Source organism: Streptomyces aureocirculatus, assembly GCF_000720475.1.
Classification (GTDB): Bacteria; Actinomycetota; Actinomycetes; order Streptomycetales; family Streptomycetaceae; genus Streptomyces; species Streptomyces aureocirculatus.
The window spans coordinates 31,305-44,403 of record NZ_JOAP01000010.1 but is presented as its reverse complement, the minus strand read 5'-3'; the positions used below and the strand labels follow the sequence as shown (position 1 = coordinate 44,403).

Here is a 13,099-nt window from a genome sequence, read left to right as displayed (position 1 = left end):
GTGAGCGCGACCCTGACCCTGGAGCAGCTCCGTGAGGACATCGCCGACGTACTCGGCGAGGAGCCCGACGACATCCCCCTCGACGAGAACCTCATCGACTACGGCCTCGACTCCGTACGCCTGATGACGCTGGTCGGCCGCTGGCGCGAAACGTACGGAGTGGAGGTGGCCCTCACCGACCTCGCCGAGCGGCCCGCCGTGGACGCGTGGGCGGCGCTGCTCGGGCTCACCGCCTGACGAGGGCGCGGGGGTCCCGGCCCCGGGGCGGCTCCGGCGCGTCCCGGGGTGACTCCCGCCCCTCCCGGGGCGAGGTGGTCCGGCCACGTCCGTGCGTTTCTCCTACCCCGCGGCGCCGATGTCGCCATACTGGGCACCGTGCGTGTAGCGATCATGACTGCAGGTTCCCGAGGTGACGTGGCCCCCTTCACCGGGCTCGGGGCGGGGCTCGTCGCCGCGGGGCACGAGGTGACCCTGGTGACGCACGCGAGGTTCGCGGAGCTGACGGCGGGCTCCGGCGTCCGCTTCCACGCCCTGCCCGTCGACCCGCGGGCGGAACTGCACTCGCGACGAGGGCAGGACCTGCACCGCAGCCGCACAGGCCCCGGCAAGCTGCTGCGCGTCATGGCGATGGCCAAGGACGCGGCGACGGAGCTGGCACCTGGCCTGCTGGAGGCCGCCCGGAACAGCGACGCGCTCGTGCTGTCCGGAGCGGTGGCGCCCCTCGGCTGCACCATCGCCGAAGGGCTCGGCCTTCCCAGCGTCGGCGTGCACCTCCAGCCCTTCTATCCCACCGGCGCGTTCCCGCCCCCCATGACGGGAACGCGCTCCCTGGGCCCTACCGGCAACCGCCTCGCCGGGCACGCGGCCCTCACCGTCATCGAGCGGATCTTCCACGACACCGCCCGTGACCTGAGGAAGCAACTCGGCCTCCAGCCCCGTACCCTCGCGGCGTCACGCCGCGCCCACGAACACCGGCGGTGGCCGGTCCTGCACGGCTTCAGCCCGCACATCGTGCCGCGACCCCACGACTGGCGCCCCGGCCTCGACGTCGTGGGCTACTGGTGGCCGCACGACACCGGCCGACTGCCCACCGAACTCGAGGACTTCCTCGCCGCGGGCCCGCCACCGGTCTACGTCGGCCTCGGCAGCGCCACCGTCCCCGACCCCGACCGCCTCTGCGCCGAGGTGGTGGGCGCGTTGCGCGCCGCGGGCCTGCGCGGTGTGATCCAGCGGGGCTGGGCAGGTCTGTCCGCCACCGGCGACGACATCCTCACCATCGACGAGGTGCCGCACAGCCTGCTGTTTCCGCGTACGGCGGCGGTGGTCCACCACGCGGGCGCGGGCACGACCGCCGCCGGGCTGCGCGCCGGTGTCCCCGCCGTGCCGGTGCCCATCCAGTTCGACGAGACGTTCTGGGCAGCCAGGCTCACCTCCCTCGGCACCGCGCCGTGCGCGCTGCCCCTGCGCCGACTGACCACCGCCCGCCTCACCGACGCCCTGGTCCGTGTCACCAAGGACCCCTCCTACCGGTCCCGCGCCCGCACCCTGGCGTCCCGCCTCTCGACGGAGGACGCGGTCGCCCCGGTGGCCGCGGCCCTCGCGGCCTGCTGAGGCACGCGCGTACACGCTCAGCGGCGCAGCGGGCCCTCGCAGTTGAAGGCGGACGACCCCGCCCGGCCGTCCGTCCAGATGTCCACCTCGCCGAACGAGCAGTTCATGTCGGTCAGGTTGTTGTCGCCCTTCGCGGCCCGTTCGAGGATGAAGTAGTCCACCGTCCCGGACATGTCCTTGAAGACCCGGTCGGGGCTCCCGGAGTCGCTGAGGGTCGCGGTGACGCGGCCGTCGCACTCGAAGCGGGGACGGTCCTGCGACCCGGTGGCGGCGCACTTCGGCGTGATGCCGGTCGTGGCGGTGAAGGAGGCGCGGACCTGGCCGGCGGACGTGTCGCGCAGCTCGTCCAGGGGGGTGTACGAGGTGTCGGGCACGAACAGGTCGTCGACCTGGGCGATCTGTTCGTCGAGGAACGCGTCGTACGCGCGCTGCACCCCCGCGTCCTCGCCGAGCCGGTCGCGCCAGGCGTCGAAGGCCGCCGGGTCGTCGGCGCGCAGATGACCGTACATCTCCTTGAGCAGGGCGGGCCTCTGGGTCCACAGGAACTCGAAGAACGTGCCCGAGTAGTCGTAGAAGCGGAACCCGTCGCCGTCGTACGTGGCGTGCAGGAGCTGGTCGACCGTCATGCGCGGGCTGCCGTCGGCGGTGTCGGCGATGATGCCCTTGACGAGGGACTTGCGGACCTTGATCCCGTCGTCGCGCGTCGCGCCGTCGAAGAACTCCGCGGTGCCCTCGTCCATCGCGGTGGTCCGGTCACCCTCGTACCAGGGGCCTTCGCCGAAGGAACCGGGCACCGCCCAGCGGCCGTTGAGGTAGTGCGTGTACTCGTGCCGGAACAGCTCCTCCAGCGTCAGCGAGGAGTCCTGTGGGACGCGCCGCTGATAGGTGTAGAACGTGGCGCCCTTCTCGATGTACATGCCTCCGTTGTCGGTGCTCAGGCCGGTCAGGAGCGGCTGGAAGTTCTCGTACTCGGCCCGGGAGGCGTACAGGACGATGTTGAGCGTGGAGTTGGTGTCGCCCGGCAGGGGTTCGAGGGTGCCGAGCACGCGGTGGAACTGCGCCTTGACCTGGGTGCTCGCGTAGTAGAGCTGGTCGACGGTGTTCCGGGAGAGACTGCTGCGCACGCGCAGGTCGTTCGCGCCCTTCTTGCCGTACGCGTAGGTGTGCGGGAAGAGGCGCTTGTCGATGTCCGTCCTGCACACCCGGTGGGGCGCGCAGGCCTCGAACTCGTTCAGCCAGGTCGCGACCTTCGCCCAGGGCGCGCTCAGCTCGCCGAAGTTGCGGGCCGTGGCGGCGAGGAGCGGGCCGAGCCCCGCGACGATCTCACCGCGGAGCGCGTCGATCTGTCCCATGCGCCCGTACTCGCTGAGCGCGTCGCGCACCACCCAGGCGTTAGCCGAGCCCTTCAGATGGGTGTGACCGGCGAACGCCTTGAAGGCGGCACGGTAGGAGGGGGAGGCCGCCACGGCGGCGCGGAACGCGGCGTCCTGGTTGCCGGGGTAGACGCCCAGGTAGTTGAGGGTGAGCGCGGCGAGGGCCGCACCGCCCCAGGAGGCGTCCTTCGCGGTGTCCGGGTGGGCGGCGTCCATGGTGGCCAGGACCCGCTCGACCAGCGGGAGCTGGTGCTGGCGCAGGCCTTCGGCGCCCGCGGCGGTGAGGGCCTCACGCAGGGTCTCGGCGTTGCTGCGGGTGACGTCGAAGGAGCGGGCGGCCGCGCCGAACGCGTCGACGGACCGGCGCATGGCGGCCAGCGTCGCGGGGTCGGAGATGTCGACCTCGTCGTGCGAGAAGGCGTGGTAGGCCACGGCGTGGAGATAGGTGAACATCTCCAGGAGATGCGTGCCGTTCCTTCCGTCGTGACCGGCGGCGAGCCGGTTCGCGCGGTCGGCGACGGCCTGGATGTGGGCCCGTGACATGACGGGCGCGAGGCGCTGGTCCGAGGTCCAGATCAGCGTCCGCAGACAGTTGTCCGCGGTGACCTCGTCGGCGGCGAGGAAGTCGGCGAACCGCTCCGGCGAGAGCCCTTTGACGCCGTCGAGAGTGCAGGGCACGGCCGTCTTCCCGAGGGTGGCGCGCGGCACCTCCTCGCCCTTGGCGGCCTTCGGGGCGGGGGTGCGGGGGCCGGGGACACGGCCGCCGGTGAGACCGCCGGGCGCCGGGAGGGTGCGGGCCGCGGGCTCGGGCGCCGTGGCCCTGCGGTCCACCGTGTCGTGCGGCTTCGGGCCGGGGGCCCCGGCAGGCGTCGACACCGCCTCCGGGGCGGCCGGTGCCCGCGTTGCCGCGAGACCGGCGTCGGTGGCCGTGACGCACAGCACGACGGCCGTGGCGGCGGTGAGCAGCGATCTGCACAGGGTTCTTGAGGGCTTCTTCGGCTGGTACACCGATCACTCCTGAGTGGGGGAGAAGAGAGTCCGTGCGGATGACGTACGTACGGAGCGGCCGCTTGTAGCCTGAACACGCCTTGCAGCAGGGCGATATGAGGGACCGTCAGCTACAGGGCTCGCTCCGCCATGTGATGCGTAAAGTAGTAATGTGAAATTGCACTGACAACCCCCTGGCGCCGAGAAATGTGCCCGAAGGAGCCCCCGTGAACGAACCCGCCGCCACGCCCCGCACGGTCAGCCACGACCTGCCGATATCCAGGGAGTTCGAGGACTCCATGGCTCGGAACTGGGCGTCGACGCCGCTGTCCGGCGACATCCGGCTGCCCGCCGCCGCCCTCACCCCCGCACGCCGCGCCCGCCTGTCCGCCCGCTTCCCCGGTGAGCGCGTCCTGATCCCCGCCGGTGAGCTGCGCGTCCGCTCCAACGACTGCGACCACCGCTTCCGCCCGCACAGCGGCTACGCCTGGCTCACCGGCCTGACCGGCGAGGACCAGGCCGGACACGTCCTGGTCCTGGAACCCGAAGGGCCGCACCGGCACGAAGCGGTCCTGTATGTGCGGCCCCGCTCCGCGCGCACCGACAGCGGGTTCTACCGGGACCGCCGCCACGGCGAGTTCTGGGTCGGCCGCCGCCCCGACCTCGCCGAGACCGAACGCATGACGGGCATCCGCTGCGCCCCACTGGGGGATCCGGCGACGCTGCCGCCAGGACGCGACGCCGTGACCGACGCCGAACTCGCCGCGGCCCTCAGTGAACTGCGGCTCGTCAAGGACGCCTGGGAGGTCGAGCAGCTCCAACTCGCCGTCGATCACACGGCCACCGGGTTCGAGGACGTCGTACGCGCCCTGCCGCACGCCCTCGCACACCCGCGTGGTGAGCGCTGGATCGAAGGAGTCTTCAATCTGCGCGCCCGCGTCGAGGGCAACGGCACCGGCTACGAGACCATCGCCGCCTCCGGCGCGCACGCCTGCACCCTGCACTGGATCCGCAACGACGGGCCTCTGGACGCGCGGGAGTTGCTGCTGCTCGACGCGGGCGTGGAGACCGACAGCCTCTACACCGCCGACATCACCCGCACCCTGCCGCTGTCCGGCCGCTTCACACCGGTGCAGCGGCAGGTCTACGACCTGGTCCTCGCCGCCCAGGAAGCGGGCATCGCCGCACTGCGGCCGGGCGCGCGCTTCCGTGACTTCCACCGCGCGGCGATGCGTGTGATCGCGGAGGGACTCACCGAATGGGGCGTCCTGAAGAACCCGGACGCGGACGCGCACCGGCGCTACACCCTGTGCGGCAGCGGGCACATGCTCGGGCTCGACGTGCACGACTGCGCACAGGCGCGGGCGGACGCCTACCTCGACGGGGTCCTCGAAGCGGGCCAGGTGCTCACCGTCGAGCCCGGCCTGTACCTGCAACCCGACGACGAGACGCTGCCTGTCGAGCTGCGGGGCATCGGCGTACGTGTCGAGGACGACCTGGTGATCACGCCCGAGGGGGCGCGGCTGCTGTCCGGTGCCCTGCCGCGGACGCCCGACGGGATCGAGGCGTGGATGGGGGAGTTGGCCGAGGAGGGCACGAACACGCGCTCCGATGTGGGGAGATGAGGGGAGATGAGGCTCGGGGCGGGCGGTGTGTGTGAGATCCCTTGGCAAGCTCTGTGCCATGTGAAATATTACTGAGGTGCCCACGAGAAGTTCCTCGGATCTCATCGTCGTCGGCGCCGGAGTGGTCGGCGCCGCCTGTGCCCACTACGCCGCCCGGCGCGGCCTCGACGTCACCGTGGTCGACCGCGGCCCGGTCGCGGGCGGGACCACCGGTGCCGGTGAGGGCAACCTCCTGGTCTCCGACAAGGAGCCGGGCCCCGAGCTCCAACTCGCCCTTCTGTCGGCCCGGTTGTGGCGGGAGCTGGCGGACGTCCTGCCCGCCCGCATCGAGTACGAGGCGAAGGGCGGCCTGGTCGTCGCCTCCGGGGAGACCGGTCTGGCCGCACTGCGGGACTTCGCCCACCGGCAGGAGCAGGCAGGCGTGACGGCACAGGAGGTGACGGGGGAGCGGCTCCACGACCTGGAGCCGCACCTCGCCCCTGGCCTCGCCGGTGGTTACCACTACCCGCAGGACGCCCAGGTCCAGCCCGCCCTCGCCGCCGCCCACCTGCTGCGCGCGGCGGGGAGCCGGGTGCGCCTGCGGCTGGGCGAAGAGGTCGTGGGCGTGCTGACGCGGGCCGACGGCACCGTGCGCGGGGTGCGGACACCGGCGGGGGAGCTGCACGCCCCGTATGTCGTGAACGCCGCCGGCACCTGGGGCGGCGACTTCGCCCGCATCGCCGGGGTGTCCCTTCCGGTGCAGCCGAGACGGGGCTTCGTGCTCGTCACCGAGCCGCTGCCGCGCGTGGTGCGCCGCAAGGTGTACGCGGCGGACTACATCGCGGACGTGGCCTCCGGGTCGGCCGCCCTCCAGACGTCACCCGTCGTCGAGGGCACCCCGGCGGGGCCGGTCCTGATCGGCGCGAGCAGGGAGCGCGTCGGCTTCGACCGCACCCTCTCCACCGAGGTCCTTCGCCGCCTCGCGCAGGGGGCGGCACGGCTGTTCCCGGTGCTCGCCCGCGTCCGGGTGCTGCGGACGTACGCGGGCTTCCGCCCCTACCTGCCCGACCACCTGCCCGCCATCGGAGCCGATCCGCGCGCACCCGGACTGCTGCATGCCTGCGGCCACGAGGGGGCGGGGATCGGGCTCGCCCCGGCCACGGGGGCGTTGATCGCGGCGCTGGTGGCGGGGGAAGAGCCGCCCTTGCCCGGCGGCGATTTGCGGCCGCTCCGGCCGGAGCGGTTCGATGACGCCCGCTGACGCCGAGCGGGCCCGCTTCCGGTGCCTGGCCCGGTCCCTGCCCCGGACGCTTGCTGACGGCGAGCGGGCCCGTTCCTGGTGCCTGGCTCGGCCCCGGGCCCGGACGCTTGCCGACGCCGCCGGGCGGACCCGCTCCGGGTGTCTGCCCCGGTCCGCGTCCTTGTTCCGGACGCGTGCCGGCGGCGAGCGAGCCCGCTTCCGGTGCCTGTCCCGGGCCCGGCGGGCGCGTGCCGGCCGTGAGTGGGCCCGGTCCTGGTGCCTGCCGAGGGTCTGGTCCCGGATGCGCGCTGACGGTGAGTGGGTCCGCTCGCGGTGCTGGTCCCGGGCGCGTGCCGGCCGTGAGTGGGCCCGGTCCTGGTGCCTGCCCAGGGTCCGGTCCCGGACGCGCGCCGACCGCGAGCAGGCCCGCTCCCGGTGCCTGCCCCGGAACCTGGCCCTGCCCCCGACGCGCGCCGACCGCGCGCCCGCTTCCGGGGCCCGGCCCGGAGCCCGTACCTGCCGACACCTCCGGAAGGAACCGCGTCATGACGCGTCACCGCAGCCCCGCCGCTCTCGTGGGCGCGGCCACCGAGAGCGCCTTCGAGATCACCTTCGACGGCCGGACGCTCAGCGCGCTGCCCGGCCAGTCCGTCGCCGCCGCCCTCTGGTCGGCCGGTGTCCTCGCCTGGCGCACCACCCGGGTCGGCGGCCGCCCGCGCGGTGCCTTCTGCGGCATCGGGCAGTGCTACGACTGCCTCGCGACCATCAACGGCCGCCCCAACCGCAGGGCCTGCCTCGTACCCGCCCGGCCCGGCGACGCGATCACGACGCAGGAGGGGGAGGGGCATGCCGGACTCGCCGTCTGAGGAGGCCCGCGCCGTGCCACGCGACGGTGCCGAGACCGTGCCGCCCCACGAGCGCGCCGTGCCGCGCGGCGGTGCCGAGACCGTGCCGCCCGGCGACACCCACGCCGTGACCTACGACCTGGCAGTGATCGGCGCCGGATCGGCCGGGCTCGCGGGTGCCGTCGTCGCCGATCGGCTCGGGCTCCGCGTCGCCCTGCTGGACTCCTCCGGTGAGGTCGGCGGCCAGTTCTACCGGCACCCCGCCCCCGCCCTCGGGGCCGTCCGGCCCGAGGCCCTGCACCACGACTGGGACGCCTTCGCCGGACTGCGCCGCGAACTGGCGGACAGCGGCGTCGTCCATCTCGCCGGGCACCACGTGTGGACGCTCGCGCGCGACGGGGAGCTGTGGGCCGTGCACGCCGTCACCGGCGCGGACGGCGACGGCGAGCGACCCGTGTGCGTACGGGCCCGCACGGTCCTGTTCGCCACCGGCGCCGGCGAACGGCAACTGCCCTTCCCCCACTGGACGCTGCCGGGCGTGGTGGGCGCGGGCGGCGCCCAGGCCATGCTGAAGTCCGGCCTCGCACTGCCGGGGCGGCGGATCGTGGTGGCGGGCAGCGGACCGCTCCTCCCCGCCGTCGCGGCCTCGCTCGCCGCCGCGGGCGCCCGCGTACCCGCCGTCGTCGAGGCCTCCGGCTACCTCCGCTACGCCCGAAGCCCCGCGGCCCTCGCCGCGAACCCCCGCAAACTCGCCGAGGCCGCGACGTACGGCGCGGCCCTGCTGCGGCACCGGATCCCCCTGCGTACCCGCAGCGCCGTCACCGAAGTCCACGGCCGCGACCGGGTGGAGGGCGTGACGGTCTGCCGTCTCGACCGCGACTGGCGGCCGCTGCCCGCGACGGCCGGGCGGATCGACTGCGACGCGCTCGCGGTGGGGCACGGACTCGTCCCGCAGATCGAACTCGCCACCGGCATCGGCTGCGCGACCCGGCGCACCGACGACGGCGCGTACGCCCTCGTCGTCGACGCGTTCCAGGAGACCTCGGTACGGGGGCTGTGGGCGGCGGGCGAGACCGGCGGTGTCGGCGGCGCCCAACTCGCCCGGGTGGAGGGGGAGCTGGCGGGGATCGCGGCGGCCGCCCGGGTACGCGGGCAGGAAACCCACCTCCGGGGGAGCCGCGCCCGCGCGCTGCGGCGCCGCCGCGCCCGGATGCGGGCCTTCGCGACCGCCATGGCCCGCGCGCACGCGCCCGGACGCGACTGGACCGAGTGGCTGGACGACGCGACAGACGTGTGCCGCTGCGAGGAGGTCACCGCGGGCGCCGTCCGTGAGGCCGTCCGCGACTACGGCGCCCGTGACGCCCGTACCGTCAAGCTCCTCACCCGCGCCGGCATGGGCTGGTGCCAGGGCCGGATGTGCGGGGCGGCCGTGACCTGCCTCGCGTCCCGCGCCGGGACGGAGAGCGCGGGCGAGGCGCCGCCGCCCGCGCCGGAACGCCGACCGCTGGCCGCCCCCGTATCACTGGCGGCGCTCGCGGCACTCCGCCCCGACGGACTCCCGGCCGAGGACGAGCCCCACCCCGAGTAGGTGACAGGCCGCACCCCACAGGTCACGCCCCACAGGCCGCACCCCACAGGCCGCACCCCACAGGCCGCACCCCACAGGTCACGCCCCTCACAGGCCGCACCCCACCGATCACACCCCACAGGTCACGCCCCCCACAGGCCGCACCCCACAAGCCACGCCCCACCGATCGCCCCCCACAGGCCGCACCCCACAAGCCACGCCTCACACCTCCCACAGATCCCCCCAGATCACGCCTCCCAGATCGCACCCACCGAAGGGACCTCCATGACCGCCCATGCCGCCCCCAGCCCCCCCGGCGCCACCTGGCACCCCGAGCGCCCCTGGCGCGGCATCATGGTCGCCACCGCGCTGCCACTGCGCGCCGACCTCTCGGTGGACCACGACGCCTACGCCGAGCACGTCCGCGGGCTCATCGACAGCGGCTGCGACGGCGTCGTTCCCAACGGCTCGCTCGGCGAGTACCAGACCCTCACCGACGAGGAGCGCGCCCGCGTCGTGCGCACCGCCGTCGAGGCGGCGGGTGACGGCGCCCGGGTGATGCCCGGAGTCGGTGCGTACGGCAGCGCGGAAGCACGCCGCTGGGCCGAGCACGCGGCCGAAGAGGGCTGCGGCAGCGTCCTGTTGCTGCCGCCGAACGCCTTCCGGGCCGGCGCCGGGGCCGTCCGGTCCCACTACGCCGAGGTCGCGCGGGCAGGCGTGCCGGTCGTCGGCTACAACAACCCCATCGACACGAAAGTGGACCTCACCCCTGACCTGCTCGCCCAACTGCACGCCGACAACAGCATCGTGGCAGTCAAGGAGTTCAGCGGCGACGTGCGCCGGGCGTACGAGATCGCCGAACTCGCCCCCGAACTGGACCTGTTGATCGGCGCGGACGACGTACTCCTCGAACTCGCCGTCGCCGGTGCCGTCGGCTGGATCGCCGGATACCCGAACGCGTTCCCCGCCACCTGCGCCGAGCTGTACCACGCGGCCGTCGACGGCGACCTGAAGCGGGCCCTGCCGCTCTACAAAACCCTGCACCCGCTGCTGCGGTGGGACTCCAGGACGGAGTTCGTGCAGGCGATCAAGCTGTCCATGGACATCGTCGGACGGCGCGGCGGCCCGACCCGCCCGCCCCGCGCCCCGCTCACGGGAGCAGCGGAGTCGGCCGTCCGCTCGGCCACCGAGAAGGCCCTGGCCGAAGGGCACCGCTGACATGCGTACCCGCCACGTCTACCACGCCGTCGACTCGCACACCGAGGGCATGCCCACCCGCGTCATCACCGGCGGCGTCGGGGTGCTCCCCGGCGCCACCATGGCCGAGCGCCGGCTGCACTTCATCGAGCACCGGGACGACCTGCGCACCCTGCTCATGTACGAGCCGCGCGGACACGCCGCCATGAGCGGCGCCGTCCTCCAGCCGCCCACCCGCCCCGACGCCGACTACGGCGTGCTGTACATCGAGGTCTCCGGCCTGCTCCCGATGTGCGGGCACGGCACCCTGGGCGTGGCCACCGTCCTGGTCGAGACCGGCATGGTCGCCGTCACCGAACCGGTCACCACCGTCCGCCTCGACACGCCCGCAGGCCTCGTCACCGTCGACGTACAGGTCGAGGACGGCGTCGCGAAGGCGGCCACCCTCACCAACGTGCCCGCTTTCTGCGCGGGCCTCGACCACAAGGTGGAGGTGCCCGGGCACGGCACGGTCACCTACGACCTGGCGTTCGGCGGGAACTTCTACGCGTTCGTGCACCTCGACGCGCTGGGGCTGCCGTTCGACCGCGCCCACAAGAACGATCTGCTCGCGGCCGGACTGGCGATCATGGAGGCGATCAACGCGTCCCCGGAACGCCCCGTCCACCCCGCGCAGCCCGACATCGCCGGGCTCAAGCACGTCTATCTGACCGCCCCCGGCTCCGACGCCCGGCACTCGCGGCACGCCATGGCGATCCACCCGGGCTGGTTCGACAGATCCCCGTGCGGCACCGGCACCTCCGCGCGGATGGCGCAACTGCACGCCCGGGGCGAACTGCCCCTGCACCAGGACTTCGTCAACGAGTCCTTCATCGGCACCCGGTTCACCGGCCGCCTCACCGGGGCGACCGAGGTCGCCGGGGTGCCGGCCGTCGTACCGCGCATCACGGGGCGTGCCTGGATCACCGGCACCGCCCAGTACTTCCTCGACCCCGACGACCCCTTCCCCGGAGGTTTCCTCCTGTGACCGCGACCGTGGCCCTGGTGGAATCACGCAACCCGGCCGACCCCGACGACCTCCTCGTCCAGACCCCCGCCCCGGGCGCGTTCGCCGCCGTCGACACCGTCGAGCGCGCCCGCGACGCACAGCCCAACTGGCACCGCGGGGGTGCCGCGGCCCGCTCGGCCGCGCTCACCGCTGTCGCCGCCGCCGTGGCGGCGGCCGCCGGTGAACTCGCCGACCTCGCCGTGCGCGAAGTGGGCAAGCCCGTCACCGAGGCCCGTGCCGAGGTCGCCCGTACCGCCGCGATCTGGCGGTACTACGCCCAGGCGCCCTACGAGGCGACCGGTGCCGTCCACGACCCGGCCGCCGGTCCCGGGCTGCTGCTCACCCGGCGCCGCCCGCACGGCGTTCGGTGCCCTCGACCACCTGGACACCGGCATGATCCGCGTCAACGCGCCCTCCAGCGGCGTCGACTTCCACCTGCCGTTCGGCGGCACGAAGGAGTCAGGACACGGACCGCGCGAACAGGGCCGCGCCGCCCTGGAGTTCTACACATCGGGCCGCACCTACACCCTGGGCCCGGCACTCGGCGGGCGGGCCTGACACAGGCGCCCGGGAAAGCAACGTGACATTGTACGCTGGTGATCCCCTCGGCCACGGGGGCGCGGGGCACGAAGGGAACACCACGGGCATGGGGCACCTCAAGCAGCGCAACCTCATCACCACCCGGGAGCGCCTGCGCGACCAGGTGGCACACGCCCTGCGCGCCGCGCTGATCTCCGGCGAACTCCAGCCGGGACAGGTCTACTCCGCGCCCGGCCTCGCCGAGGACTTCGGCATCTCCGCGACGCCCGTGCGCGAGGCGATGCTCGACCTCGCTCGCGAGGGCCTGGTCGAGCCGGTCCGGAACAAGGGCTTCCGTGTCACCGAGGTCGACGAACGCGACCTCGACCAGTACTCGGAGATCCGCATGCTCATCGAGGTGCCGATGGTCGGCCGGATCACACGCAGCGCCGCCCGCGAGGACCTCCAGGCGCTGCGACCGGTCGCCGAGGAGATCGTGCGGGCCGCCCGCGAGCACGACCTCATCGGCTATCTGGAGGCCGACCGCCGCTTCCACCTCTCGCTGCTCGCCCTCGGCGGCAACGACCGGCTCGTCGAGACCGTCGGCGACCTGCGCAAGCGCTCCCGCCTGTACGGCCTGACCGCCCTGGACGAGGGCGACCGTCTGATCCCGTCCGCCGAGGAGCACGTCGAACTGCTCGACCTGATGATCGCGGGCGAGGCCAAGCGGGCCGAGAAGTGCATGATGCGGCACCTGGGTCATGTGCGCTCCCTGTGGGCGAAGGACGCGGGCCGCCGCTGAAGCCGCCGCATCCGCTGAACCCGGCGGACGCGGCTTGACCAGGGGCGTACGCGAAGCCGGCGCGCGCGTGCGCGCACCTCTACTGCGACCGGCTCGCAGTTGTCAGACTTCTCTGTCGCGCACTAATGTCACCACGCCTTGGTGAACGGGAAATCGGTGTGATGCCGGTGCGGCCCTCGCCACTGTGATCGGGAAGTCCGGCTCCAGCCTCACGGCAGCCACTGGGCGCACACGCGCCCGGGAAGGCGGAGTCCGGTCGGTACGACCCGTCAGCCAGGAGACCGGCCAAGGCGCGTTGTCCATCCA

At 73.6% G+C, this 13,099-nt stretch carries 11 protein-coding genes, 1 pseudogene and 1 riboswitch; of the genes and pseudogenes, 11 read left to right on the top strand and 1 reads right to left on the bottom strand.

All coding sequences use genetic code 11. From position 1 onward, the window contains the following. Window positions 1–237, top strand: a complete 237-nt coding sequence (locus tag IG78_RS0111735) for a phosphopantetheine-binding protein (RefSeq protein ID WP_030561961.1) — start codon at window positions 1–3, stop codon at window positions 235–237. Window positions 238–390: 153 nt separating this feature from the next. Continuing rightward, a complete protein-coding gene (locus tag IG78_RS0111730; RefSeq protein ID WP_030561957.1) occupies window positions 391–1,611 on the top strand; it encodes a glycosyltransferase in 1,221 nt (406 codons plus the stop codon). Window positions 1,612–1,628: 17 nt separating this feature from the next. Here IG78_RS0111730 and IG78_RS0111725 read toward each other — a convergent pair whose 3' ends face one another. Then, window positions 1,629–3,992 (bottom strand): collagenase, encoded by a 2,364-nt coding sequence (locus IG78_RS0111725; RefSeq protein ID WP_030561955.1) that lies wholly within the window; start codon window positions 3,990–3,992, stop codon window positions 1,629–1,631. A 206-nt stretch (window positions 3,993–4,198) separates the two neighbouring features. On the opposite strand from IG78_RS0111725, the gene IG78_RS0111720 reads away from it, so the two are divergent. The 9 genes and pseudogenes from IG78_RS0111720 (at window position 4,199) to IG78_RS0111680 (ending at window position 12,793) form a co-directional block, all read left to right on the top strand. After that, a complete protein-coding gene (locus IG78_RS0111720; RefSeq protein ID WP_051852549.1) occupies window positions 4,199–5,596 on the top strand; it encodes an aminopeptidase P family protein in 1,398 nt (465 codons plus the stop codon). Between the two features lie 76 nt (window positions 5,597–5,672). Beyond that, the gene (locus tag IG78_RS0111715; RefSeq protein ID WP_030561951.1) at window positions 5,673–6,836 is read left to right on the top strand and encodes an NAD(P)/FAD-dependent oxidoreductase; all 1,164 of its coding nucleotides are present in this window, start codon (window positions 5,673–5,675) and stop codon (window positions 6,834–6,836) included. A gap of 524 nt (window positions 6,837–7,360) precedes the next feature. Beyond that, window positions 7,361–7,681 carry a (2Fe-2S)-binding protein gene (locus tag IG78_RS0111710; RefSeq protein ID WP_030561949.1) on the top strand — a complete coding sequence of 107 codons (321 nt, stop codon included), beginning with the start codon at window positions 7,361–7,363 and terminating at the stop codon, window positions 7,679–7,681. 58 nt (window positions 7,682–7,739) lie between these two features. Beyond that, window positions 7,740–9,248, top strand: coding sequence for an FAD-dependent oxidoreductase (locus IG78_RS0111705; protein ID WP_051852565.1), 1,509 nt, complete (start codon window positions 7,740–7,742; stop codon window positions 9,246–9,248). A gap of 264 nt (window positions 9,249–9,512) precedes the next feature. Then, window positions 9,513–10,445 (top strand): dihydrodipicolinate synthase family protein, encoded by a 933-nt coding sequence (locus IG78_RS0111700; protein ID WP_030561946.1) that lies wholly within the window; start codon window positions 9,513–9,515, stop codon window positions 10,443–10,445. Window position 10,446: 1 nt separating this feature from the next. Continuing rightward, a complete protein-coding gene (locus tag IG78_RS0111695; protein WP_030561944.1) occupies window positions 10,447–11,451 on the top strand; it encodes a proline racemase family protein in 1,005 nt (334 codons plus the stop codon). Next, window positions 11,448–11,777 (top strand): annotated as a pseudogene (locus IG78_RS45630) (aldehyde dehydrogenase family protein); the annotation flags it as partial. The gene IG78_RS0111695 and the pseudogene IG78_RS45630, both read left to right, overlap by 4 nt. Window positions 11,778–11,865: 88 nt before the next feature. Beyond that, window positions 11,866–12,030: an aldehyde dehydrogenase family protein gene (locus tag IG78_RS0111685; protein ID WP_107054882.1), complete on the top strand. Its 165-nt coding sequence runs from the start codon at window positions 11,866–11,868 to the stop codon at window positions 12,028–12,030. Between the two features lie 88 nt (window positions 12,031–12,118). Next, complete coding sequence (locus IG78_RS0111680) at window positions 12,119–12,793, top strand: GntR family transcriptional regulator (protein ID WP_030561937.1); 675 nt, start codon at window positions 12,119–12,121, stop codon at window positions 12,791–12,793. Window positions 12,794–12,915: 122 nt separating this feature from the next. Further along, window positions 12,916–13,097, top strand: a riboswitch (cobalamin riboswitch). Window positions 13,098–13,099 lie beyond the last annotated feature (2 nt).

What these genes read in the sequence shown, in the direction of transcription:
- IG78_RS0111730 (WP_030561957.1), top strand. Translation starts at nt 391, where the DNA reads ATGACTGCAGGTTCCCGAGGTGACGTGGCCCCCTTCACCGGGCTCGGG.
- IG78_RS0111710 (WP_030561949.1), top strand. Translation starts at nt 7,361, where the DNA reads ATGACGCGTCACCGCAGCCCCGCCGCTCTCGTGGGCGCGGCCACCGAG.
- IG78_RS0111700 (WP_030561946.1), top strand. Translation starts at nt 9,513, where the DNA reads ATGACCGCCCATGCCGCCCCCAGCCCCCCCGGCGCCACCTGGCACCCC.
- IG78_RS0111695 (WP_030561944.1), top strand. Translation starts at nt 10,447, where the DNA reads ATGCGTACCCGCCACGTCTACCACGCCGTCGACTCGCACACCGAGGGC.
- IG78_RS0111685 (WP_107054882.1), top strand. Translation starts at nt 11,866, where the DNA reads ATGATCCGCGTCAACGCGCCCTCCAGCGGCGTCGACTTCCACCTGCCG.
- IG78_RS0111680 (WP_030561937.1), top strand. Translation starts at nt 12,119, where the DNA reads ATGGGGCACCTCAAGCAGCGCAACCTCATCACCACCCGGGAGCGCCTG.